Source organism: Tardiphaga sp. P4_G1 (assembly GCF_056401215.1).
In genome coordinates this window covers 114069-134529 of the sequence record NZ_JBFUJU010000013.1, presented here as the reverse complement: position 1 = coordinate 134529, position 20461 = coordinate 114069, and the positions used below count along the sequence as shown (strand labels likewise).

General features: G+C 61.4%; 29 protein-coding genes and 2 pseudogenes. 20 read left to right on the top strand and 11 right to left on the bottom strand.

Annotated features, from left to right (window positions below):
- The first annotated feature begins 66 nt into the window (after positions 1 to 66).
- Together AC1DUY_RS27210 and AC1DUY_RS27205 are read left to right on the top strand one after the other, a co-directional pair.
- Positions 67 to 336 carry a hypothetical protein gene (locus AC1DUY_RS27210; RefSeq protein ID WP_478118368.1) on the top strand — a complete coding sequence of 90 codons (270 nt, stop codon included), beginning with the start codon at positions 67 to 69 and terminating at the stop codon, positions 334 to 336.
- 50 nt (positions 337 to 386) lie between these two features.
- Complete coding sequence (locus tag AC1DUY_RS27205; protein ID WP_158596823.1) at positions 387 to 536, top strand: hypothetical protein; 150 nt, start codon at positions 387 to 389, stop codon at positions 534 to 536.
- Positions 537 to 586: 50 nt separating this feature from the next.
- On the opposite strand, the gene AC1DUY_RS27200 is transcribed toward AC1DUY_RS27205, so the two are convergent.
- Positions 587 to 1597 (bottom strand): tetratricopeptide repeat protein, encoded by a 1011-nt coding sequence (locus tag AC1DUY_RS27200; RefSeq protein ID WP_478118366.1) that lies wholly within the window; start codon positions 1595 to 1597, stop codon positions 587 to 589.
- Between the two features lie 192 nt (positions 1598 to 1789).
- On the opposite strand from AC1DUY_RS27200, the gene AC1DUY_RS27195 reads away from it, so the two are divergent.
- From AC1DUY_RS27195 to AC1DUY_RS27185, 3 genes are all read left to right on the top strand, one after another.
- Positions 1790 to 2005 (top strand): hypothetical protein, encoded by a 216-nt coding sequence (locus tag AC1DUY_RS27195; protein WP_089267037.1) that lies wholly within the window; start codon positions 1790 to 1792, stop codon positions 2003 to 2005.
- 12 nt (positions 2006 to 2017) lie between these two features.
- Positions 2018 to 2200 carry a hypothetical protein gene (locus AC1DUY_RS27190; protein ID WP_093759004.1) on the top strand — a complete coding sequence of 61 codons (183 nt, stop codon included), beginning with the start codon at positions 2018 to 2020 and terminating at the stop codon, positions 2198 to 2200.
- A gap of 245 nt (positions 2201 to 2445) precedes the next feature.
- Positions 2446 to 3150 (top strand): HK97 family phage prohead protease, encoded by a 705-nt coding sequence (locus AC1DUY_RS27185; protein ID WP_478118363.1) that lies wholly within the window; start codon positions 2446 to 2448, stop codon positions 3148 to 3150.
- A 28-nt stretch (positions 3151 to 3178) separates the two neighbouring features.
- Here AC1DUY_RS27185 and AC1DUY_RS27180 read toward each other — a convergent pair whose 3' ends face one another.
- Positions 3179 to 4090, bottom strand: a complete 912-nt coding sequence (locus AC1DUY_RS27180) for an outer membrane protein (protein ID WP_478118361.1) — start codon at positions 4088 to 4090, stop codon at positions 3179 to 3181.
- Between the two features lie 76 nt (positions 4091 to 4166).
- Here AC1DUY_RS27180 and AC1DUY_RS27175 point away from each other — a divergent pair.
- Positions 4167 to 4367 (top strand): annotated as a pseudogene (locus AC1DUY_RS27175) (phage major capsid protein); the annotation flags it as partial.
- A gap of 50 nt (positions 4368 to 4417) precedes the next feature.
- On the opposite strand, the gene AC1DUY_RS27170 reads toward AC1DUY_RS27175, so the two are convergent.
- From AC1DUY_RS27170 to AC1DUY_RS27160, 3 genes are all read right to left on the bottom strand, one after another.
- Complete coding sequence (locus AC1DUY_RS27170) at positions 4418 to 4585, bottom strand: hypothetical protein (RefSeq protein WP_478118359.1); 168 nt, start codon at positions 4583 to 4585, stop codon at positions 4418 to 4420.
- Between the two features lie 153 nt (positions 4586 to 4738).
- A complete protein-coding gene (locus tag AC1DUY_RS27165) occupies positions 4739 to 5377 on the bottom strand; it encodes a hypothetical protein (RefSeq protein ID WP_478118357.1) in 639 nt (212 codons plus the stop codon).
- 89 nt (positions 5378 to 5466) lie between these two features.
- Positions 5467 to 5961: a hypothetical protein gene (locus AC1DUY_RS27160; RefSeq protein ID WP_478118355.1), complete on the bottom strand. Its 495-nt coding sequence runs from the start codon at positions 5959 to 5961 to the stop codon at positions 5467 to 5469.
- A 209-nt stretch (positions 5962 to 6170) separates the two neighbouring features.
- Here AC1DUY_RS27160 and AC1DUY_RS27155 point away from each other — a divergent pair, with 209 nt between their 5' ends.
- Positions 6171 to 7427, top strand: a complete 1257-nt coding sequence (locus tag AC1DUY_RS27155) for a phage major capsid protein (protein ID WP_478118353.1) — start codon at positions 6171 to 6173, stop codon at positions 7425 to 7427.
- A 113-nt stretch (positions 7428 to 7540) separates the two neighbouring features.
- Positions 7541 to 8707: a trypsin-like serine protease gene (locus tag AC1DUY_RS27150; RefSeq protein WP_441276939.1), complete on the top strand. Its 1167-nt coding sequence runs from the start codon at positions 7541 to 7543 to the stop codon at positions 8705 to 8707.
- A 541-nt stretch (positions 8708 to 9248) separates the two neighbouring features.
- On the opposite strand, the gene AC1DUY_RS27145 is transcribed toward AC1DUY_RS27150, so the two are convergent.
- Positions 9249 to 9578: a hypothetical protein gene (locus AC1DUY_RS27145; RefSeq protein ID WP_478118351.1), complete on the bottom strand. Its 330-nt coding sequence runs from the start codon at positions 9576 to 9578 to the stop codon at positions 9249 to 9251.
- A gap of 111 nt (positions 9579 to 9689) precedes the next feature.
- Here AC1DUY_RS27145 and AC1DUY_RS27140 point away from each other — a divergent pair.
- Positions 9690 to 9896: pseudogene (locus AC1DUY_RS27140) on the top strand (phage major capsid protein); the annotation flags it as partial.
- Between the two features lie 2 nt (positions 9897 to 9898).
- On the opposite strand, the gene AC1DUY_RS27135 reads toward AC1DUY_RS27140, so the two are convergent.
- Both AC1DUY_RS27135 and AC1DUY_RS27130 read right to left on the bottom strand, forming a co-directional pair.
- Complete coding sequence (locus AC1DUY_RS27135) at positions 9899 to 11701, bottom strand: DUF262 domain-containing protein (protein WP_441276941.1); 1803 nt, start codon at positions 11699 to 11701, stop codon at positions 9899 to 9901.
- A gap of 293 nt (positions 11702 to 11994) precedes the next feature.
- A complete protein-coding gene (locus tag AC1DUY_RS27130) occupies positions 11995 to 12258 on the bottom strand; it encodes a hypothetical protein (protein ID WP_478118349.1) in 264 nt (87 codons plus the stop codon).
- Positions 12259 to 12380: 122 nt separating this feature from the next.
- Here AC1DUY_RS27130 and AC1DUY_RS27125 point away from each other — a divergent pair, with 122 nt between their 5' ends.
- The 3 genes from AC1DUY_RS27125 to AC1DUY_RS27115 all read left to right on the top strand — a co-directional run bounded on the left by AC1DUY_RS27125 (position 12381) and on the right by AC1DUY_RS27115 (position 14647).
- Positions 12381 to 13025 carry a hypothetical protein gene (locus tag AC1DUY_RS27125; RefSeq protein WP_441276943.1) on the top strand — a complete coding sequence of 215 codons (645 nt, stop codon included), beginning with the start codon at positions 12381 to 12383 and terminating at the stop codon, positions 13023 to 13025.
- Entirely contained in the window at positions 12913 to 14262 is a 1350-nt protein-coding gene (locus AC1DUY_RS27120) for a DNA-packaging protein (RefSeq protein ID WP_441276944.1), read from the top strand. Before AC1DUY_RS27125 ends, AC1DUY_RS27120 begins: the two co-directional genes overlap by 113 nt.
- 76 nt (positions 14263 to 14338) lie before the next feature.
- Positions 14339 to 14647: a hypothetical protein gene (locus tag AC1DUY_RS27115; protein ID WP_184515533.1), complete on the top strand. Its 309-nt coding sequence runs from the start codon at positions 14339 to 14341 to the stop codon at positions 14645 to 14647.
- A gap of 81 nt (positions 14648 to 14728) precedes the next feature.
- On the opposite strand, the gene AC1DUY_RS27110 is transcribed toward AC1DUY_RS27115, so the two are convergent.
- From AC1DUY_RS27110 to AC1DUY_RS27100, 3 genes are all read right to left on the bottom strand, one after another.
- Positions 14729 to 14938 carry a hypothetical protein gene (locus AC1DUY_RS27110; RefSeq protein WP_089267048.1) on the bottom strand — a complete coding sequence of 70 codons (210 nt, stop codon included), beginning with the start codon at positions 14936 to 14938 and terminating at the stop codon, positions 14729 to 14731.
- 189 nt (positions 14939 to 15127) lie between these two features.
- Positions 15128 to 15475, bottom strand: a complete 348-nt coding sequence (locus tag AC1DUY_RS27105) for a hypothetical protein (protein ID WP_439083636.1) — start codon at positions 15473 to 15475, stop codon at positions 15128 to 15130.
- Between the two features lie 97 nt (positions 15476 to 15572).
- Entirely contained in the window at positions 15573 to 16379 is an 807-nt protein-coding gene (locus AC1DUY_RS27100; protein ID WP_478118346.1) for a S1 family peptidase, read from the bottom strand.
- Positions 16380 to 16451: 72 nt separating this feature from the next.
- Here AC1DUY_RS27100 and AC1DUY_RS27095 point away from each other — a divergent pair, with 72 nt between their 5' ends.
- From AC1DUY_RS27095 to AC1DUY_RS27060, 8 genes are all read left to right on the top strand, one after another.
- Entirely contained in the window at positions 16452 to 17021 is a 570-nt protein-coding gene (locus AC1DUY_RS27095; RefSeq protein ID WP_478118344.1) for a head-tail connector protein, read from the top strand.
- Complete coding sequence (locus AC1DUY_RS27090) at positions 17018 to 17338, top strand: phage head closure protein (RefSeq protein ID WP_478118342.1); 321 nt, start codon at positions 17018 to 17020, stop codon at positions 17336 to 17338. Before AC1DUY_RS27095 ends, AC1DUY_RS27090 begins: the two co-directional genes overlap by 4 nt.
- Positions 17339 to 17502: 164 nt before the next feature.
- Complete coding sequence (locus AC1DUY_RS27085; RefSeq protein ID WP_478118340.1) at positions 17503 to 17925, top strand: DUF3168 domain-containing protein; 423 nt, start codon at positions 17503 to 17505, stop codon at positions 17923 to 17925.
- Between the two features lie 11 nt (positions 17926 to 17936).
- Complete coding sequence (locus AC1DUY_RS27080; protein WP_478118338.1) at positions 17937 to 18344, top strand: phage major tail protein, TP901-1 family; 408 nt, start codon at positions 17937 to 17939, stop codon at positions 18342 to 18344.
- A gap of 193 nt (positions 18345 to 18537) precedes the next feature.
- On the top strand, positions 18538 to 18864 hold the full coding sequence (locus AC1DUY_RS27075) for a gene transfer agent family protein (RefSeq protein ID WP_478118337.1): 327 nt from the start codon (positions 18538 to 18540) through the stop codon (positions 18862 to 18864).
- Positions 18861 to 19076: a rcc01693 family protein gene (locus AC1DUY_RS27070; protein ID WP_478118335.1), complete on the top strand. Its 216-nt coding sequence runs from the start codon at positions 18861 to 18863 to the stop codon at positions 19074 to 19076. The genes AC1DUY_RS27075 and AC1DUY_RS27070 overlap by 4 nt, the downstream gene beginning before the upstream one ends.
- Positions 19069 to 19638, top strand: a complete 570-nt coding sequence (locus AC1DUY_RS27065; protein WP_478118333.1) for a phage tail tape measure protein — start codon at positions 19069 to 19071, stop codon at positions 19636 to 19638. The genes AC1DUY_RS27070 and AC1DUY_RS27065 overlap by 8 nt, the downstream gene beginning before the upstream one ends.
- 184 nt (positions 19639 to 19822) lie before the next feature.
- Positions 19823 to 20461, top strand: a complete 639-nt coding sequence (locus AC1DUY_RS27060) for a phage distal tail protein, Rcc01695 family (protein WP_478118331.1) — start codon at positions 19823 to 19825, stop codon at positions 20459 to 20461.

Here is a 20461-nt window from a genome sequence, read left to right as displayed (position 1 = left end):
ACCTCTTGAACCAAAGACCGTGCTGCGACGCCTAACTGGCAACGCAACTAAACCGGTCCTCCTGTTATGTCGTCTATCATCGAGCTCGTCATCGATATCGCTGTCGAACTCGTCTCCGATTGGACGATAGCGAAATGGCCACTCGTCGGAGAAGCCGTGGGACTGGTCTGTCTTGTGATCGGTGCGCTCGTCGTGGGACTGTCGTCGTCCGGCGCCGACCGCGTCCAGGCGTTCGGCCTGCTGGCCGCGATGGTCATCGCATTTGTCGCTTTGTTGCTCTACCGCGCCTGGCGCCTGCGTCGCGCGGCGGCGACGCCGACCGAGCGATTGCCATGAGCGTGACACCGGCGATGCTCGGCGCCACGACAGACTGAGGGGATGCACTGATGCCGGATTGGATCTTGCCGCTGCTGCTGCTGATCGGAATCCTCGCCGTTCTATATCGCGCCTTCCTGCATACGCCGCGCGCGCCGCCCAGCGGCAGGAACCACGACGAAGGCGTGACCAATTACTGGGACGTCCACCGCGATCGCTGACAGATGGCGGTGCGTATCGCGCTGCGCGTTACGGCTCCCCGCAAGGGCGTCTAGTGCGTGGTTTGCGCCGCGACCCAGTCGGGATCGATGCGGGTCGCCTCGGCGATATCGTTGAGTGCGCCTTCGGCATCGCCGGTGACGCGTTTCTGCACGCCGCGGTAATACAGCGCCTTGGCATTGTCGGGCGTGTGCGTCAGCACGGCATCGAAATCGGCGATAGCGCGTAGCGGCTCGTGCTTGTCGATCAGGGCCGCGCCGCGGTTGAACAGATAGAGCTCGGACTCGGGGTTGAGCTTGATGGCCATGCTGAAATCGGCGATGGCGCGGTCGAGATCGTTCCGCATGTGGTGGATGACGCCGCGGCTGTTATAGGCGCTGGGATAGTCCGGGCTGATCCGTATCGCTGTCTCGAAATCGGCGATGGCGCGGTCCCTGTCGCCCTTGTCGTCAAAGGTGCGGCCGCGCCAATAGACTGTCACGGCATTGGTGGGATCGAGACGGATCGCTTCGCTGTAATCGGCGATGGCCCGGCCGAGATCGTGCTTGTCTTTCCAGGCCCGGGCGCGGCTCTCATGGGCGGAGGCGTCGTCCGGCGCGAGGCGGATCGCGGCATCGAAATCCGCGATGGCCTGGTCGGGCTTGGCGGTGTCGAACCAGATGCTGCCGCGGTCCTTGTAGAAGTCTGCATCGTCGGGCCGCAGCCGAATGGCGGCGCTGAAATCGGCGATGGCCCGGTCATACACTTTCATGACCTGCCAGAGGTGGCCGCGCATGGCGTAGCCCGATGCGTCGTCCGGCTCGAGTCGGATGGCGGCGTCAGCGTCGGCGATGGCTGCATCCGTTTCGCTATAGGTCTCATGCAAGAGCGAGCGGCTGCGATGCAGCGCCGCCAGATCGCCGCCGCGGTAATAGTCGAGCCCGATGGCGCGGTCGCAGGCCTCCATCGCCTTTGTGCCGCGGCCTTTCAGGCAAATGGCATAATCGCCGCCCGGGCCGGCCAGTGTGGCGGCCGTGGCATAAGTCGGCGTCGCGGCGGCACTGGCCGCCAGCGCCATTGCCATCAGCGTGCTGCAAAACGGCAGGCGCAAGGATAGGCGCAAGGACAGGCCAGATCGTGCGTTCGGGTGCATGTGTCGTGCTCGGATGGCGAGGGAGCCGGGACGGCGTTGCTGCTTGGTCGGCGGCGTCAGCCAAAAGGTTCGACGGCGCGCGAACGCGGCAGCGGGGCGCGCAAGATGGAAGTGACAATCGCCATGGATGACCTGATCCGCATTTTCACCGAGCGCGGCGACCTCGCGCACCTCGCTCTGTTTCTGTGGGCGAGCGTCGCCAGCGCCGCGGCTCTGTTCGCGCTGCGCGAACTCGCCGGCGCCTCGCGCCGCTTCGACGAATTCGTGCGGCAGCTCGCGCGCTTCAACCGCCGTGCGCATCGCCGCCACCGCATGCGCGACGACACCGATGACATCTGAAAGGGATCATCCATGGACAGTCTGCACGACGTGATGCGTTCGATCCGCCCGGAGACGAAAGCGGGCAAGGATCATCTGAGTGTCTTCAGAGAATTTCTCGCCCATCTCGATCAGTTGCAGCGCAAGGCGCTAGCTTCGAGGCCGCGGGTGAAGCCGGCGGCGCGACGGAAGCCGCCGCGGCGCGCGAAAGTGTAGTTCGTTTTTCTTCCCCTCTCCCCCAGCACGGCGCAGCCGTGCGCAGTGGGAGAGGGTGCCCGAGCGTAGCGAAGGCGGGAGAGGGCGCCGCAAGCGACGTCGCGTGTCGCGCCCCCTCTCCCTGACCCTCTCCCGCCTTCGCGTGGCTGCGCCACGCGCGGGGGAGAGGGGACACTGCTGTCTGAGCGAAGTCACGACATCACGATCTCAAAGCTTCCATTCCCCCGCATCCTGCGAGGCCGCCGATGCATGCCCCGTTGCCATCTCCCTGGCCATCCCCCGCGCGCCTCGCACTCACGCCGGACGGCGTGATCGAGGGCTATGCCTCGCTGTTCGGCGAGATCGACCAGGCGCGCGACATGGTGATGCCCGGCGCCTTCACGCAGACGCTGAAGCAGCGGGGCTTGCGAAAAATCCCGATGCTGTTCCAGCACGATCCCTCGGAGCCCGTCGGCGTCTGGCTCGAGATGAAGGAAGACCTGCGCGGATTATGGGCGCGGGGCCGGCTGATCCCGGATGTGACGCGCGCCCGCGAATTGCTGGCGCTGCTGCAGGCCGGCGCCGTCGACGGATTGTCGATCGGCTATCGCACCCAGCGCGGCCAGATCGAGCCGAAGACGCGGGTGCGCAAACTCTATCAGGTCGATCTCTGGGAAGTCTCCATCGTCACATTCCCGCTGCTGAACGGCGCGCGGGTGAGCGCCGTGAAGGAGGCGCCGCGCTCGCGCCTGCGCGATCAGGCCGAGCGCGACTGGACCCAGCTCACCGGCCAACACGTCATCGACTCATATCGCACCGGTTTGAGCGGCGCCGCGGATGCACCGGCGCCGATCATCCGGCGCGGGCGCAAAGCGGGCGGACCTGTCGAGGCCTGTTCGCTGCGCGCCCGCGCCGATCGCAAACGCGCGCTGCACGGCGTCGCCGCCCACGCCCGGTTCGCCGGGCGCTGAGGACAACGCGCCGCGCCGCGATGCGCGCTCAGAACAGTTTGTTGACCGTCACCGTGATCGCCTGGGCCTGGGTCCGCGCGGCGGCAGTGCCGACCATGGTGCCCTGGTTGGTGGTGCCGCCGGTGCCGTTCGGATTGGTGAACGGGCTCGCATAGTTCGCGGTGTTGTTTTCGGTCATGGCGAACATGTAGTTCACATCCACGAACCAGGTCGGATCGAGGAAGTAGGTGGCGCCGACCATGGCGGCGCCGCCGAGCACCCAGCTCTTGCTGGTCAGGTTGATCGGCGCGCCGGAGACGTCGGTGCGGATGCCGTTGAGGTCGGCGAAGCCGATCAGGCCGTTGAGGTCGGTGCGGACCCGGGTCAGCGTCGGGCCGGCGCCGAGATAGACGAAGCCGCGGTCGAACGCATGGCCGATGAAGGGCACGAACGTCATCTGGTGATCGATATGGATCTGGTAGGACTGCACCAGCGCGTTGCCGGTGAACGGCACCACCGTGCTCGTGCCGGTCGGCGTGAACGATCCCACCTGCGGCAGCAGCGCCGCGCGGATGTTGGAACTGGCACCGAGATAGCTGTAGCCGAACTTGGCGCCCCACAGCCAGTCGCTGCCGGAGAAACGGGAGAAGTAGCCGCCCTGCGCCGAGAAGGCGATCTGCGCACGGTCGTCCGGATACAGCGTCGCCGGGCCGGCGGCCGATCCCGAGGAGGTCAGCACGCCGTTGGTGAAGACGTTCGACGTCCCCACCGCATAGACATTCTGGGTGCCGAAATCGAGCGTATTGGCGCTGCCGCCGATGCCGACGAAGAAGCCGGAGTGCGGCACCCACGAGGTCTCGGCCGGCGGCAGCCGCGGCGCCTTGACGGTCACATCGGCCGCTTGCGCGGCTCCGGCCGCGACCAGGCCGGCGAGCATTCCAGTCATGGTGATGTTGCGCATGTCGTTCCCCCCTTTGCGGCGGGGCGAATCCCCGCTTGCAGCAGCCTAGGCAGAGCGGGGAAGGCGGGTCTGTGCCATTCCGCACAGTTCCGCCGCGTCCGAGACAAGTGACCTCGATCATCGCCAATCAACGCCGCGCGAGGACTACGACGAACTGCGCAACACGTTCGAGGAATTCAAGTCCGCCAATGACGAGCGCATCGCGCGGATCGAGCGCGGGCGCGGCGACGTGCTGCTGGAGGAGAAGGTCGATCGCATCAACCAGGCGCTCGGCGCCGTGAGCGCCGGTGTCGCGTTTCGCCGCAAATCTGAAAACCGTGTGAGGACCTAGTGCAGCTCGTTACGCGGGATCGGCAGGTGCAGTTGCGCCGCGCGTTCCTCACGATCCTGCTTGCGGAATTCACGCTCGCGCCGCTCGAAGGCGAGCATCTGTTCGTTCGCCTGTTGCAGGAACTGGTCGTATTTCGTCATCGGTGGTTGCGCATGTTTCGTCATCGCCAACTCCGTGTGTGTCACTTTACCGGAATACCGAACCACAACGCCGTTCAGGCTAGCGGGTTCACTGCTCCAGATCAAATTTCACTTCGCGGACCCGCATTAGTCGGAAAGAGGCGTGGCCCGAAAGAGGATTTCTAATAAATGGCAGGCTCACCTCGGACGAGATTTGTCTCTATCGAGTTCCAGGGACAACAAATTTAGCTTTGCTTTAGCGAGAACGACATTCATCTTCTTTAGTGCATCAATCTTGAGATCGTCCATGTAATCACCGAATGCTTTGTCGACATCAGGAAGATAATGCGCTTTCCCGTGTTCGAACGTTCTGAATTTTCCTTCCGCCAATCCGGTTCGATATGTGGTTTTCAATCGTTCGAGCGCTACGGTTACGTCGTCCATTTCGCCGGCCCATTTGGTGAGGCTGTGCCTGCCGCCTAGGTCGATCTTGTGGATGATGTCGCCATCTCTATTTCGTATTGCGCCAGTTCTTATTGCTTCCGATGTCTGGTCTACTGCTATTGCGAAATTCTCTTGAGAGATTTCGTTGACAAATGAGGTGCGAAAAGCGGGGCGATCAAACGCCATGCCGTATAGGCGAATTTTCGGCAGGTCCGGATTGGCAGAGATTGTGTAAGTGAGGATAAGCGTCGTAATTCCGAGTCCCGCTGATATGATCCCCAGCGCATCTGCTAATTTGCTGGCGTCATTCGTCATGCGCCACCAAATGCAGGAAACGCAAACAACTCCGCAAAGCAGAATTATCGCCGTCCGATATTTATCGATGACGTACATAAAATCCTCCTCATGGAAATTCCTTCGGCGGAAATACAATTACAAATTGTTAGATTAAATCTCTACGTGATCAAGCGTTATTCATCAGCTTACCGCTCCGGCCTCGGCTTGCTGAAGCGATATGACTGCGGCAGTTTGAGTTGCGGCAAGTCTGCCGGCTTGTCCGGATAGTGAAATTCGCTGCCGCGCAGCCAACGCCCCTGAAAGTGACTCCAGAATAGAATGGCGTCCATCTGCCAGGTGAATTCGAAGACACACCAGCGGCCGTTGCCGCCGATCCTTTCCCCGGTGGGATTGAAGGGAATGCCATTGAGCTTGCAGATCTCGTCGATGTCGAACCAGTTCTCGCGCACATAGGTGTCTTCGAGTGCGACGTGGAAAGGCCGGTGCGGCTTCCATCGATGCTGGCCCGCGCCGCGCGGATAAAAACCGTGCCGCTTCATCAGAAATTCCGGCAGCCGCGCGATGGCTTTGGCGATGCGCCGGGCTTCGTCGGATGTCAGCTTGCCGTGGCCGAAACTGTATTTCTGCAGATCGTCGCGACTGTAGACCCAGGCGACCGTGATGCCATTGGCATCGACCACGCGAAAGCTCTCGGCATTGTCGCTCTCGACCCGCCACGGTGGGGGAAAACGTCTCTTTTGGCCCTCTGACAGCATAAGAACAAAATAAGAACATTGTGGCTGAGCGGTCAACCCGGCGCGGCGGCATTCACCCCCGAAAATTCAGATTTCCCAACGCGTTACGGCATCGCTGTACCGCTCCATCACTCATGTCTTACCAGGAGAAGCAGATGACCTTCGACCACAACCAGAGCGCGCCCGAAATCAAGGCCGGCATTCCCTCCGGCGATGCGCAGGAGGTCTATGAGGCGATGATGCGCACCTTCGAGGACTTCAAGTCCGAGAACGATGCGCGCCTCGCCAGTATCGAGAAACGATCAGGCGACGTTCTCGTCGAGGAGAAGGTGGCGCGCATCGACGCGGCACTGGATGCGCATCAGCACCGGCTCGATCAGCTTTTCCTGAAGGGCGCGCGGCCCGCACTCGCTGCGGACAGCGCCGCGCGCCCCCAACCTTCCGAACACAAGTCGGCCTTCAATGCCTATGTGCGATCCGGCGAGAGCGAGGGCCTGCGCGCCATCGAGACCAAGGCGATGTCGGTCGGCTCCAATGCCGATGGTGGCTATCTGGTGCCGGAGGAAACCGAGACGGAGATTGGAGCGAGACTCAAGGATCTGTCGCCGATGCGTTCGATCTCGTCGTTGCGGTCGATCTCCGGCGGCATCTATCGCAAGCCGTTCATGACCGCGGGCCCGGCCACCGGGTGGGTCGGTGAAACGGCGGCACGGTCGCAGACCACGTCGCCGGTGCTCGACGAACTGGCATTCCCGGCCATGGAGCTTTACGCCATGCCGGCGGCCACCGCGACGTTACTCGACGATTCCGCCGTCAATATCGACGAATGGCTGGCCGGCGAGGTCGAACTCGTCTTCGCGATGCAGGAGGGGGCGGCCTTCGTGAACGGCGACGGCAACAACAAGCCGAAGGGCTTTCTTGCCTACTCGACAATTGCCAACGCGTCATGGAGCTGGGGCAATATCGGCTATGTGCCGAGCGGCGCGGCTGGTGCTTTCCCGAGCGAGAATCCATCGGATGTGCTGGTGGATCTCATTTATGCCCTGCGCTCCGGCTATCGCCAGAATGCGACTTTCGTGATGAACCGGAAGACGCAAAGCTCCGTGCGCAAATTCAAGGATTCCACCGGCGTCTATCTGTGGCAGCCTCCGGCGGTGGCCGGCGGCAAATCAAGCCTCATCGGCTTTCCCCTGCTCGAAGCCGAGGACATGCCCGATGTCGCCGCAAGCTCGCTCTCCATCGCCTTCGGCGATTTCCGCCGGGGATACCTGATCGTGGACCGCCAGGGCGTGCGCGTGCTGCGCGATCCCTACAGCGCCAAGCCCTATGTGTTGTTCTACACGACCAAGCGGGTAGGGGGCGGGGTGCAGGATTTTGACGCGATCAAGCTGCTCAAGTTTGCGGTGAGTTGAGGGGCGAATAAGCTAATCTCAGAAACTTTGGGCATTCGCGCAACTACTGATTGCTTATCTGCCCCGTCGCTATAAGGTCATCGATATTTTAGAAATGATAGTCCGGGGGCTTGATGACCCTACGATTGATTATGGCGGTTATTCTTTTCAGTGCTTTTGGGGGAGCGCAGGCAAGCTCTCAAAATATCCAATCCAGGCCGGCGCCAAAAGGCCGAGTCGAGCTTGCCAGCAATAAGTTGTCGAACACCTACCTCACTCGATTGGGCAAGGGTAGGAAGGCCCAGATAAAACGGTTGCGGCTGGAGCGAGTTCTAAAAGACTACGATCGCTCCAAGGTCGTTTCTAAATCTACCGGGGAACCTCGGTCGAAAGTATTTCGCGACCTCGTGACGGGGTCATCTACGGGACCGATTACAAGCTCATTGGCGAAGCCATTAGTTTCCAAGTCCGATTCAGTTGGCCTCGACAAGTTGGCGCCTGAAGATTCTCCCGTATTCAGAGAGAATGTCAGAGCGGCGCTGACCAACGAGAAATCAAATGGATTTGCAAGGATTTGGCGAGGAGAAAAGGTTGATCGGCCAGACATTTATCCGGACGCGGTACTCATCCGCGGCGAAGGGATCTGCACTGGAACGTTGATAACTCCAAACCATGTTCTATCGGCTGCTCACTGTTATTGCGATAAAGTAAGTGCTGATGTGACGGTTGGATTGAGCTTAGAGATCGTATCGCAGAGCGCGCAAATCGACTTAGCAAAGTCGAAGACAAATATAGCATGCAACCTTTTGGATACTGCATCCAAACAGCTGGTGAACCTCAATAAGGGAGATCTGGCGCTCTTTAAACTCAAGACTCCGATCCATGGAGTGAAGATACGAAAGATCGCCACCGAGGAACTCATCCGTCGCACAAAACTCGTGAGAGCTGTCGGCTTCGGAAGGATTGCAGCGGGCACTGCCGGCGTAAAGTTTGCGATAGATATTCCAATTGCTTCCTATGACTGCACTGAGCCACAGTATCGCACCGGCGCTTACAGTTGTGCCGAAGGCGACGAACTGAACGCTGCAGGTCTGAATCGAGACACCTGCGAAGGCGATAGTGGCGGCCCAACATACGTTCTCGGTGAGAGTGTGAATTTGTATCTCGCGGCGGTTACGTCTCGGTCTATTAGACCGGACTCTGCCTGTGGCAGTGGTGGCATTTACGTAAAGCTAACGACGAAGAAAGTCAGGGACTGGCTCATCGCCAGCGGTGTGCCAACGAGCGCTTTTGCTCAATAGCGGGGGGAAGAAAATGAAGATTGTATCGGTAATTGGTGTTGTCGCCGTATCTGTCCTGTTGAGCGGCTGCACCACCGGCGAAATCATTGATCAGACTCAAAGGACCTGCAAATGGGTTCCGACAGTGAATCTAGTCACAAAGTCGGTGACTGCTCTCACTGGTTTACCCCCAGGCGTAGGCGTTGGTATTGAAGTCGGACAAGCGGTGGTCGCTGCCATATGCGAAGCGGCCGCGAAGCAAAAGCCGGGTCGATCACTGCCCTTGGTCGCGATTGGTACCAAGCGGCTGCCACTTGAGGGATACAGAGCGCCTTAGCGCGATAGGAAGCACGCCGGATTCTTCTCGTGCGGTTCAACGCCGAACTCGGAAGTGTGTCTTAAGGTCACGTCCATTTTCCTATGGTGAAATCGCAGGGCGGTTGGCGCGGGCGACGTGCCGTCGTCCGCCGCTTGCTCTTTTGTTGGAGCATGATCCCTCGACAAACGAATTCGTTTGTCGGCGAAAACCGGGAAGCCACTTTTCGGGATCGTGCTCTATGGTTCAGCAATAGCGGTAGTTGCAGCCAAATTGCTGGCGGCCAACAAGCAGCTCCGGCGGCGCGCCATAGTGGCTGTAGTAATAGGAAACCTGCGGCGGGCCGAAATAACGGTGAACCTGAAGCGGACCGGCGCCCTGGGGCGCATAGGTGATGATCTTGTCGAATGGCGGGGATTCGACGGCAAGGTAACGCCCGCGGCCAGCGAGCGGTGCCGGCTCTACCACCTGACCATGGCCATAGCGCGAAGTGCCCGAGAGATCGGCGGCTGCCGCCGGCAGCGTCACAGCAGCAGCGATGCAGGCGAAGGCGAGCTGGCGCAGCACGACGGGCATTCCTTCTGATCAGCGCGTCACTGCGCGAGAGTGATGGCGACGGTTGTGCGATGGATGTTTGCCAGAAAGAGCTTGTGTGAGGCTGATCTGACGTGCGCGGCGTGTATCGCAGACATGCCGGATGTCGCCGCAGGCTCGCTCTCCATCGCCTTCGGCGATTTCCACAGGGGATACCTGATCGTGGACCGCCAGGGCGTGCGCGTGCTGCGCGATCCCACCAGCGCCAAGCCCTATGTGCTGTTCTACACGACCAAGCGGGTCGGCGGTGGCGTGCAGGATTTTGACGCGATCAAGGTTCTAAAGTTTGCGGTGAGTTAGTTCTATGCCTGACCCGCTGCACTTCCACCCTTTGCAAAGCGAGCGGCTAAATCTGCCGCTTGCTTTGGGCTCTTTATAAGTTCGGTGGTGTCCCCGTTCCTCCAGTAAAGGTCTTCGCCGAGATAAGAAAGACTTGATTGTGAGGGTACGGTGATTACTATCAAACCTAGTCCGTAAAAAGAATTGTAGTCCATATTTGAAAGAACGCTATCTCGAAGACCAGATGTGAGGTCGGATTTTCTGATTCCGTCCCTCCACTTTGAGAAATACTGCTCGACAGTGATGCCAAGCCGGGTCGCTTCTCTGTTGACACCAACGACGTAGCGCTTACCTATTTTCTTAGGATCGATTTTGTCGATTGCTTTGCATCGCTCTGCGTCCGCAGGTTTATCCGTTACACCGATTAAAATCTTTCCAACACCTCGAGGGCCGATGTTTGCTACCGCGCATATCGTCTTCAGAACCTTACTCACGATATCGGGGTCTTCGCCGCCATTTTCAACTAGCGTCAATAATCCCTGTTTGAGCTCATAATTCGCGAGTTCAATCTCTGACCTGCGGATTACGGCTTCAATATCGACGACCGTGTGATCTGAATATATTAGCTTTGCTAGATCTTTCTCTTTGACAAATTTGGACTGAATAACCCCCTTAACGGTGTCGATGTTCTTGCGTCTCTCTTCGGGAGATGTGCCCTTTTGACCTGTCTGAATCCTGGTCGCGATTTTATTGAGCGCATCTTTTGCGCCAGAATAATCCGCCAACTTGTTCCCGCCACCCACCATTATTTCATGAAATGCGATTAAGATCGCCGCAAAAACAGACGGAAAGGCATTGTTGTTCGGTTTGTCAAAGATGAGGTTACGAAGCTTTGAAGCGGGGACGACGGCGCATACCTTCATTAACTCATCGATGCAAAATTTGATTTCATCAGTGGCTTTCTGAGCGCCATAGACTTCAAGCGCGTCAAGTATGCGCTGTGAGCTTGGTTCGTCTTTAGTGTAAAGCTGGTCCAGCGCGACCTTCGATCGCTCAATCAATTCAGCTCCAACGATACAAGCTAGTATGTCCGCCACGCACTGTTCATCGAGGCTGTCACGCAAATCCGTGGACCGCAGAATGCCATGAGCGACCCAGAATACCTCATCGGCCTTCACTTCGTAGCCGTGGTTCGACATTGGAAGATCGATGCTGATTGATGGCATATCATGAAGTGCAAGAACGTCTTTTGAAACGTCACCACGCAGCAAGCACGACAAATTTCTCACCGCGGATGAAAAGTCATTCTGAACACCAGATTGTCGACGTTCTTGATCGCTCAGTCGGTGGCCGTAAGTATTGATTCTATCGAAGACATCATTGACCTCGCTTTCGGTTGTGTTCCTCATAATCGACAAAGCGAGTGAATAATCCAAGATCGTCGATACCTCTTTGGCATTGATGAACTCCGAGTCTTTCGGAATTACAAAAGCGCCCTCTGATGCCGCTGTCTTTGCGGTCGGAAAAAGATCGACGTTGAAGTAGCGACTGTCGGGAAGCGCGAATGAGTTTTCCACAAAGGAGACGATTGAGTGCAGGCGTTGAAGGCCGTCGATTATTTCATAAGAGCCAGGCTCGCCCTCGCGTTCGGCGAGCAAAATAGCGGGCACTGGATATTTCTTTAGGAGAGACTCAATGAGCTTCTGCTTTTCTTCTAAGGTCCATACAAGCTTCCGTTGATACCGACGGTTCACAAACAGCTTATTTTCCCGATACCACGCATAAACGGTTTGAATTGAAGTTGGTTGTGACGCGAGGTCGGCCATGAGTTTTTTTGCCTATTGAGGAGGGCGGGCAGCAATTTTAGATTGCAGTAGTTGGTTCTGAATGTCTATGTTGTCATCAAAACTTGATCTGAATTTCGATCTAACGACACCCGAGAGCCGATCAACTCAATCGGCATCGCTGTCGGCGTTTCCGCCGGCACCATGCGGCGGCTCGCGGCGTGGTGGGGGAAAAACAGTAGGGTGGGTTAGACGCACTTCGCCATAACCCGCCATTCGTCCATCCGAGGTCGCAGTCGGTGGATTACGCGCTGCGCGCTAATCCACCCTACAGGCTATTTGCTGGCTTTGAGTTTGCTCTGATTTTCGATCGCATCGCAAGCCACGCCGCCACCCAAGACAATCCCCAGCTCGCCAGAAACGGCCCCCACGGGCGGGACTAAGAAAAATGTACGGGACGAGGGCCAAAGAAAAAACACGAGCGTCGTGATCGTCGATAGGACCCAGGTCACGTGCATCCACGGACCACGTCCCGTCCAGAGCGCGACGATTGTCGGAATAAAGCTGATCAGCAAGACGATGAGGACAATGACCGGCATTTTGATGGGTTCGCCACGTTGGGAATTCGCACTGTTGCACAAGTAGCCCGCATCGTCCCCGGATCACAGTCAGAACGTCATCGTTGGCCGTTGAATGGCATCGTCGAATGTCTGGAGGTCTGATGTCTCCATCCCCCTTCGCCCAGCGCCCCGCGCGCGGCTTCTCTCCGGAAGCAATCGAGCATATGCGCCAACGCTACGAGGACACCGACGAGACGCAGGCGTCCATTGCGGCAGACTTCGGCATCCATAGCAAAACGCTTCGGACGCTGGCGCGCGAACAGGGCTGGAAGCTGCGCAAGGATCGGCCGCCGCGCGATCTGCCCGAAGCCATCCGCCTGAACCTGTTGGCCGATCAGGCGGTGGGTGCTGCAGCCAGCGAAGCGTCGCCCGATCCCGCGATGGTGCCGACGCCCGACGAGGCAGCCGTGTCACCAAATATTGCCGCGAGGCTGGAGCAGGCGGTGGAGAAGGAATTGCGCAAGGTCGAAGCCCTGCGCAATGAATTCGGCAATCCTGCGCATCGCAGCATCGAAGCCGAGCGGACGGCGCGGACGCTGGCCACGCTCACGGAAACCCTGTTCAAGGTGCGCCGGCTCCGCGAGCCGGGCCAAGCGGGCGCCATTGCCGATGACGACATGCCAGCCGATCTCGATGGATTCCGTTGCACGCTTGCGCAGCGCATGGAGGCGTTTGTCCGCAGCCGGGCTGACGGAGAGCTTCCTGCAGAGGCTGAGCCTGCAGACGCAACTGCGCCTGCATCATGATTTCGCATGTTTCGCGCATCCGCATCAGGAATGCGGCGCGACCGGTAACAATGGCGGGCCGTGGACGACCTGGCTGATGCTGGGCGGTCGCGGTGCCGGCAAGACGCGCACCGGCGCCGAATGGGTGCGGGCGCTGGTGCATGGCACGCGGCCTTATGCGGATCATGCCTATGGCCGCATCGCATTGGTGGGCGAGACTGCGCATGCTGCCCGCGAGGTGATGGTGGAGGGCGAGTCCGGTCTGCTGCGGGTGTGCCCGCGCAATGAGCGGCCGACATGGACCGCAACGCGCAAGCGGCTGGAATGGCCGAATGGTGCGGTGGGCGAGGTGTTCTCTGCCGACGAGCCGGAGAGCCTGCGCGGCCCACAATTCGAGGCGGCGTGGTGCGACGAACTGGCGAAGTGGCGCTATGCCGAAGCGGCATTCGATACGCTGCAATTCGGATTGCGGCTCGGCGCGCGGCCACGGCAATTGATCACCACGACGCCGCGTCCGCTGCCTGTCATCAAGCGGCTGCTGGTCGATCCGCGCACGCGGGTGACGCGGGCGCCGACGGTGGCCAACAAGGATTATCTGTCGCCCGCCTTTCTCGACGCGGTGGTCGGCCGCTATGCCGGCACGCGGATGGGGCGGCAGGAGCTCGATGGCGAGTTGATCGAGGACCGGCCGGATGCGCTGTGGTCGCGGGCGCTGATCGAGGCGTGCCGCGTGACGGAGCCGCCGGCGCTGTCGAAAATCGTGGTGGCGATCGATCCACCGGGCACCTCGCGCAAGGGCGCGGATGCCTGCGGCATCGTCGCGGTCGGCCGCGCCGAGAGCGGCTGGTTCTATGTGCTGGAAGATGCGTCTGCTGCCGGCATGTCGCCATCCGCCTGGGCGAGCAAGGCTGTGGCGCTGTATCGCCGGCTCAATGCCAACAACATCGTCGCCGAAGTGAATATGGGCGGCGAGATGGTGCGCGCGGTGCTGCGCGAGGTCGATCACACGGTGCCACTGAAGGAAGTGCATGCAACGCGCGGTAAATATCTGCGCGCCGAGCCGGTGGCGGCGCTCTATGAGCAGGGCAAGGTGAAGCATGTCGGCTGTTTCCCCGATCTCGAAGACGAGATGTGCGACTTCGGAGTCGAGGGACTGTCGAGCGGGCGTTCACCTGACAGACTCGACGCCATGGTGTGGGGCATCACCTCGCTGATGAGCAATTTCACCAGCGGCGGGCCGCGCATACGGCTGTTGTGACAATCGGGCGAAGTCACGGAACCATTTCCCCGCTGCCGTCGTTACCTCCATTCACGCAAGCTTTGGGAGAACGACAATGAGACTGACCGAACGCGTCGCGTGTGCGGCCGTGATTGCCGTGCTGGGATCCTTTGCGGGATCGGCGGCCCAGGCTGACCAGACCTTCACGGGGGTCGTCACCATCCTCGATCGCACCACCAGCGAAGTGGTGATCAAGCAGGCGCCGGCTGGCGAGACCGTCGGCGCCAATACGCCGGGCGCGGTGGAGAAATTCAGGCTGCGCACGGTTCCGGAGTCGCTGCATGCCGGCGAGCGCGTCACGGTGACCTATACCGAGAGCAATGGCGTCAAGACGATCAGCAATGTGACCGAGAAGAAGGACTAGCCGATACGGGCGCATGGGCTGCTGCCGCAGGCGATACTGCTGCATGGGACCATGCGCCCGGAATTCCTGGTGCGGACAGGGTCAATCCTTCAACACGAATTTCTTGCGCAGTTCCACGGCCACTTCGTCGGCGAGCTGCTGCGCATAGGTGGCGTGTTTCGGCGCGGTGATCACCATCGGCCGCCAGCCGAGCAGGGCATCCCTGCGTACCGACACATAGACGCCGCCGACAACAATGCGCTGGGCGATCATTTCCTCAAGTTCGGCTTCGGTCTTTTCTTCTTTTCCCATAACCGGCTTCCCGTGATGCTCTGAAGCACCCCTCTAGCTAGGGAGGCGTTTCGGAAATGCAGTTCACAAGAATGAGAGACGCCACTATCACAATGTCGCAGGCAATGCTGTCGCATGACAATGCTGTCGCAGGAAAATGCTGTCGCAGTCTGAAGCCTCCGTGGCCGGCGCGCCTGTTCCGCGCGGCGCTCAGCAATAGCCGTAATAGCCGCAGCCATAGGGCGCGCGGCTGAAGATCGTCTCGGACGGGGTGCCGTAATAGTTGCGGTAATAATAGGAATTCGGCTTGCCGTAATAGCCATGCACGATGGAGGAGATATCCACCTCCGGCGCATATTGCACGATCGGCTCTTCCATCGGCTTTTCGTCCTTGACCACCACCACGCGGCGGCTCTTCACCACCGGCTCGTCGAACAGGCGGCCGATGCGGCCCTGGCCGGCCATGTCAGCGGCCTGCGCGCCCGCGATCAGGGCAGCGGTTGAAATGGCCACGGAAACGGCAAGAGTGAGCAGGCGCAGCATGTCGGAGATCCCCATGATTCGCGGATCATAGCGGAGAACCTTTCACGGATCTTAACGACACCTGCCTTGCGCGGCGCTGGCCTGCGCAGCGTTGCCTGAACGGCGCCTGCGATCAGAGCGGCGTGCCCCAGGCGCGCGCCGTCTGCAGGATCCAGTCGCGATACAGCGTCAGCGGCGTCACGCCGGTGAGGCCGCCGCAGCCGGCGGCGTTCTTCGCGCCGGTGGACCACGACACCACGCCGATCACGATGTTGCGGCCATTTTGCTGTTGCAGCACGGGCCCGCCGCTGTCGCCGGTGCAGGCGCCGAGGCCGTCGCGTGTGTTGTCGGTCGCGGGATCGACCAGTCTTATCTGCAATTTGCCGGGATGGCTGGTGGAGGTGAGCTGCGCCGCGCGCACGGTGCCGCCGCTCTTGCCGTCGCCGCGCGCGGCCACGCCGATGCCGGCCACGAGATAATTCTGCCCGGCCGCGAAGGGCTCGGTGGGCACGCCGAGCGGCAGCGCGGTCTTGCCGGGCAGGGGATCTGCGAGCTGCAGCAGCGCCACATCGGCGCTGGCGCGATGCGCCTTGATGCCTTCCGCATTGAACTGGGGATGATCGGCGACGCGCTTCACCGCCAGCAATTGCGGCTGCCGCTGGGCGTCATAGAGCACGATCTTGTAACTGGCGCCGGGCGTCACGCAATGCGCCGCCGACAGCACCAAAGTCGGCGCGATCAGCGCGCCCGAACAGAAATTGCCGCGCGAGCCGACAATGGTGATCACCGCGCGGCCGATTTCGTCATCGCGCACGCTGGCGCCGCCGACGAGGGCAGAGGCGGGAATTGAGATGAGCGATGCAAGCGCAATGCTGGCAATGGCGAGAGAGCGCCGCGTCACGCGTGTGCGCGGCGGCATGCGGGAACCTGTCTGAATCATGGGGGGATGTCAGCCCCGCGGACCCGCGATGTCAATTCCCTGATTGGTCACACGAGCCTCCCGGAGATCCCCATGTCCGCCATTCTGCTGGTGCCGCCGGCAAGCGAACCGCTGTCGCTTGCCGAGGCCAGACAATTTCTGCGTGTCGAGCACGCCGACGATGACGCTGTTATCACCGCGCTGATCGCCGCCGCCCGCGCGCATGTGGAAGCGCTCACACGCCGCGCGCTGCTGACGCAGACCTGGCGGTTCGTGCTGGATGCGTGGCCGGCGAATGGGCGCATCGCACCGCGCATCGGCCCGCTGCAGACGCTGCTCGCGGCGCGGATGTTCGATGCGAGTGGCGTCGCGCATGCGCTGGAGGTCGAGAGTTTTGTCGTCGACACCGCAGCCAATGTCATCGCGGCACCGTGCTGGACGCTGCCCGCACCGGGGCGCAGCGTCGCCGGCATCGAGCTCGATGTGATCTGCGGCTTCGGCGCGGTTGCGAGCGACGTGCCGGCGGATCTCATTCATGCGCTGAAGATGCTGCTGGCGCATTGGTATGACAATCGCGGGCTTGTCGGCAGCAGCGGCGGTGCTGCGACGCAGCCCGCAGGCCTGCACGCGCTGATCGCGCCGTATCGGGGGCTGTCGCTATGATCGATCCCGGACGGTTGAAGACGCGCCTGGTGATCGAGGCGCCCGATGAGGCCGATGACGGGCAGGGCGGCGTTACGCGCAACTACAGCGCCGTCGCGACCGTTTGGGCCGCGGTGCTGCCGGCGCGCATGACGCACGAAGTCGAGGCCGATGCCGACGGCGCGCTGGTGCATCTGCGCATCATCCTGCGCAGCGGCTTCGCGCTGACCCTGCGGCATCGCTTCATCGACGGCGCGAAAATTTACCGCATCACCGCACTGCGCGAGATCGACGAGCGGCGGTTTGTCGAGATCGATGCCGAGTGGCGCATCGACTGACGTTTACCCTCCCCTGAAGGGGAAGGGTCGTCACGTGCATAGCACGTGGCGGGGTGGGGTGAATGTTCATCGACGATGCTTGTGGCTTCACCCCACCCCGATGCTCGCTGACGCTTCGCATCGACCCTCCCCCTTCAGGGGAGGGTAAAAAGAGGGATCATCCCATGCCCGCAGCCCAAGCTGGTGCCAGTGTCGCCTTGCGCGCGGCGATCTTTGATGCGCTCAAGGCCGACACGGCGCTGGGTTTCGCGCTCGGCGGTCACCGCGTCTATGACGAGCCGCCGGCCAATGTCGCCTTTCCCTATGTGACCCTCGGCGATGCGCGCATCGTCGATGTCTCCGCCGATGACGGCAATGTGCAGGAGCATCAGCTCACGCTGCATGCCTGGTCGCGGCAGGGCGGCCACAAGGAGGCGCATGTGATCACCGGCGCGCTGCTGCAGGCGCTGGATGATGCGCCGCTGACGCCTGATGGCCATCGGCTGGTCAATCTGCGCTTTGCCATCGCCGATATCCGGCGCGAGGCCGACGGCCGGACCTATCACGCCGTGGTGCGGTTTCGCGCCATCACCGAACCAGAGGATTAAAGGAGCACGCGATGGGCGCACAGAAGGGCAAGGATCTGCTGATCAAGCTTCATAACGGCACGACGTTCGTCACGGTGGCGGGGCTGCGCAGCCGGCGCATCGCCTTCAATGCGGAGATCGTCGACATCACCCATGCGGAGTCCGTCGATCGCTGGCGCGAGCTGCTGGCCGGCGCCGGCGTGCGGCGTGCCTCGATCTCCGGCCGCGGGCTGTTCAAGGACGGCGCCTCCGACGCGCTGGTGCGGCAGGCGTTCTTCGACGGCACGATCAATAACTGTCAGGTGCTGGTACCGGATTTCGGCACCATCACCGGCCTGTTCCAGATCGCCAGTCTCGAATTCGCCGGCGAGCACAATGGCGAAGTGAGCTTCGATCTCGCGCTCGAGTCTGCGGGCGCGCTGACCTTTGCCGCGGTGTGACCCTTACCTCCCCTGGAGAGGTCAAGCGGGCGACTTCGCCCGCTCTGGGGTCGTCACGTGCGTAGCGCGTGGCGGGGTGGGGTGAATGTTCATCGACGGTGCCTGTGGCTTCACCCCACCTCGTCTCGCATTGCGCTTCGCGCGCTGCTCACCGACCCTCCCCCTTCAGGGGAGGGTAAGAACGGAGATCACCATGCCCAACAGATTGCGCGGCGAGATCGCCGCCGAACTCGGTGGCCGCAGTCGCACGCTGGTGCTGACGCTCGGCGCGCTGGCGGAGCTCGAAAGCGCATTCGGCGCCGATGACCTTGCGGCGCTGGCCGAACGTTTCGGCTCCGGGCGGATGTCGGCGCGCGATCTCATCCGCATCATCGGCGCCGGATTGCGCGGGGCAGGTGAGGCCATCAGCGATAACGAGGTCGCGGCCATGACCGTGCCGGGCGGGGCCGCAGGCTTTGTCGGCATTGCCGCCGAACTGATATCAGCGACCTTCACCGATGCGCCGCAGGCCGCGCGATGACACAGCCCGCGCCATTTCCATGGGCCGAGGCGATGCAATTCGGCTTCGGCGTGCTCCGGCTGTCACCCGACGCGTTCTGGCGGATGACGCCGCGTGAACTGGCGCATGCCATCGCGGCGGTGCGCGGCCCTGTATCCACGCCGATGGATCGCGGCGCGCTCGATGACCTGATGAAACAGTTTCCGGATTCCGGGGAGCCTCCGCATGAGTGACGCCAGTGACCTCAGCACGGCGTCGAGCACGCTCGACAGCATGACCACGAAGACCGCCGGCCTGACATCTGCCGCGACGACGTTCTCGAAAGTGATGACCCAGGCCTTTTCGAGTTCGGTCGCGTCGGGCCAGAAGTTCGACGACGTGCTGAAGTCGTTGGCGCTGAAAATGTCGGACCTGGCGGCGAAATCGGCGCTGCAGGCCGGCGCGGGCGCGATGTCATCGAGTATTTCCTCGCTGGTCTCGAGCCTGTTCGGCGGCGCGGGCAAGGCTGGTGTGAGCAATACGGTGAAGGCGTTCGCGTCAGGCGGCGTGATCGGCACGCCCAGCTATTTTCCGATGGCTGGCGGCGGCACGGGTCTGGCCGGCGAGTCCGGGCCGGAAGCGATCATGCCGCTGCAGCGTGCCGCGGATGGCAGCCTCGGCGTCGCCACGCAGGGCGGTGGCAACACCATCCATGTGCAGATCGCGACGCCGGATCTCGACGGCTTCCGTCGTTCGGAGAATTACGTGACCGGCCAGATCGCCCGTGCCGTCGCACGCGGGCAGCGCAGTCTGTGATGGATAGCGTGCGATCTGCTTACCCTCCCCTGGAGGGGGAGGGGCGTCACGTGCGCAGCGCGTGACGGGGTGGGGTGACTGTTCATCGACGGTACTTGTGGCTTTACCCCACCCCGTCTCTCATCGCGCTTCGCGCGCCGATCGTCGACCCTCCCCCTCCAGGGGGGGGTGAAGGAAGAGTCTCATGACAGTCTTTCACGACATCCTGTTTCCGCTCGATATCGCGCTGAAGAGCGCAGGCGGACCGGAACGACGCACGGAGATCGTGTCGTTCGGCTCCGGGCGCGAGGAGCGTAACGCACGCTGGGCGCATTCGCGCCGCCGCTACGATGCAGGCTACGGCATCAGGACGCTGGCGGCGCTGCAGAGCGTGGTGGCGTTCTTCGAGGAACGGCGGGGACGACTGCACGGCTTTCGCTGGCGCGACCGGCTCGATCAGACCTCGAATAGTTCAGGCGAAGCGATTTCGCCGTTGGATCAAGGCATCGGTATCGGCGACGGAACGACTGCCTCGTTTCAATTGATGAAGACCTATGGCAGTGCCTTCGCGCCGTATCAGAGGCCGATCGCCAAACCCGTCGACGGAAGCGTGCGCATTGCCGTTGCCGGCGACGAGATCGCGGGCAGCGCCTTCAACTGCGATGTGACGACGGGGCTCGTGACATTCGCCAGCGGGCATATTCCTGGAGCGGGTGCCGCGATCACGGCTGGCTTCCAGTTCGATGTGCCCGTCCGTTTCGATACCGACTATCTCGAAGTCGATCTGTCGGCCTTTGCAGCCGGCGCGATCCCGAAAATTCCGCTGGTGGAGATCAGGATTTAG

Coding starts and splice junctions, on each gene's coding strand:
- AC1DUY_RS27125 (WP_441276943.1), top strand. CDS start 12,381: ATGTCTCCATCCCCCTTCGCCCAGCGCCCCGCGCGCGGCTTCTCTCCG.
- AC1DUY_RS27130 (WP_478118349.1), bottom strand. CDS start 12,258: ATGCCGGTCATTGTCCTCATCGTCTTGCTGATCAGCTTTATTCCGACA.
- AC1DUY_RS27100 (WP_478118346.1), bottom strand. CDS start 16,379: ATGATTCAGACAGGTTCCCGCATGCCGCCGCGCACACGCGTGACGCGG.
- AC1DUY_RS27070 (WP_478118335.1), top strand. CDS start 18,861: ATGACACAGCCCGCGCCATTTCCATGGGCCGAGGCGATGCAATTCGGC.
- AC1DUY_RS27120 (WP_441276944.1), top strand. CDS start 12,913: ATGGATTCCGTTGCACGCTTGCGCAGCGCATGGAGGCGTTTGTCCGCA.
- AC1DUY_RS27085 (WP_478118340.1), top strand. CDS start 17,503: ATGCCCGCAGCCCAAGCTGGTGCCAGTGTCGCCTTGCGCGCGGCGATC.
- AC1DUY_RS27115 (WP_184515533.1), top strand. CDS start 14,339: ATGAGACTGACCGAACGCGTCGCGTGTGCGGCCGTGATTGCCGTGCTG.
- AC1DUY_RS27195 (WP_089267037.1), top strand. CDS start 1,790: ATGGATGACCTGATCCGCATTTTCACCGAGCGCGGCGACCTCGCGCAC.
- AC1DUY_RS27080 (WP_478118338.1), top strand. CDS start 17,937: ATGGGCGCACAGAAGGGCAAGGATCTGCTGATCAAGCTTCATAACGGC.
- AC1DUY_RS27180 (WP_478118361.1), bottom strand. CDS start 4,090: ATGCGCAACATCACCATGACTGGAATGCTCGCCGGCCTGGTCGCGGCC.
- AC1DUY_RS27095 (WP_478118344.1), top strand. CDS start 16,452: ATGTCCGCCATTCTGCTGGTGCCGCCGGCAAGCGAACCGCTGTCGCTT.
- AC1DUY_RS27170 (WP_478118359.1), bottom strand. CDS start 4,585: ATGACGAAACATGCGCAACCACCGATGACGAAATACGACCAGTTCCTG.
- AC1DUY_RS27205 (WP_158596823.1), top strand. CDS start 387: ATGCCGGATTGGATCTTGCCGCTGCTGCTGCTGATCGGAATCCTCGCC.
- AC1DUY_RS27155 (WP_478118353.1), top strand. CDS start 6,171: ATGACCTTCGACCACAACCAGAGCGCGCCCGAAATCAAGGCCGGCATT.
- AC1DUY_RS27210 (WP_478118368.1), top strand. CDS start 67: ATGTCGTCTATCATCGAGCTCGTCATCGATATCGCTGTCGAACTCGTC.
- AC1DUY_RS27150 (WP_441276939.1), top strand. CDS start 7,541: ATGACCCTACGATTGATTATGGCGGTTATTCTTTTCAGTGCTTTTGGG.
- AC1DUY_RS27185 (WP_478118363.1), top strand. CDS start 2,446: ATGCATGCCCCGTTGCCATCTCCCTGGCCATCCCCCGCGCGCCTCGCA.
- AC1DUY_RS27200 (WP_478118366.1), bottom strand. CDS start 1,597: ATGGCAATGGCGCTGGCGGCCAGTGCCGCCGCGACGCCGACTTATGCC.
- AC1DUY_RS27065 (WP_478118333.1), top strand. CDS start 19,069: ATGAGTGACGCCAGTGACCTCAGCACGGCGTCGAGCACGCTCGACAGC.
- AC1DUY_RS27190 (WP_093759004.1), top strand. CDS start 2,018: ATGGACAGTCTGCACGACGTGATGCGTTCGATCCGCCCGGAGACGAAA.
- AC1DUY_RS27110 (WP_089267048.1), bottom strand. CDS start 14,938: ATGGGAAAAGAAGAAAAGACCGAAGCCGAACTTGAGGAAATGATCGCC.
- AC1DUY_RS27135 (WP_441276941.1), bottom strand. CDS start 11,701: ATGGCCGACCTCGCGTCACAACCAACTTCAATTCAAACCGTTTATGCG.
- AC1DUY_RS27075 (WP_478118337.1), top strand. CDS start 18,538: ATGCCCAACAGATTGCGCGGCGAGATCGCCGCCGAACTCGGTGGCCGC.
- AC1DUY_RS27060 (WP_478118331.1), top strand. CDS start 19,823: ATGACAGTCTTTCACGACATCCTGTTTCCGCTCGATATCGCGCTGAAG.
- AC1DUY_RS27105 (WP_439083636.1), bottom strand. CDS start 15,475: ATGGGGATCTCCGACATGCTGCGCCTGCTCACTCTTGCCGTTTCCGTG.
- AC1DUY_RS27090 (WP_478118342.1), top strand. CDS start 17,018: ATGATCGATCCCGGACGGTTGAAGACGCGCCTGGTGATCGAGGCGCCC.
- AC1DUY_RS27165 (WP_478118357.1), bottom strand. CDS start 5,377: ATGTACGTCATCGATAAATATCGGACGGCGATAATTCTGCTTTGCGGA.
- AC1DUY_RS27145 (WP_478118351.1), bottom strand. CDS start 9,578: ATGCCCGTCGTGCTGCGCCAGCTCGCCTTCGCCTGCATCGCTGCTGCT.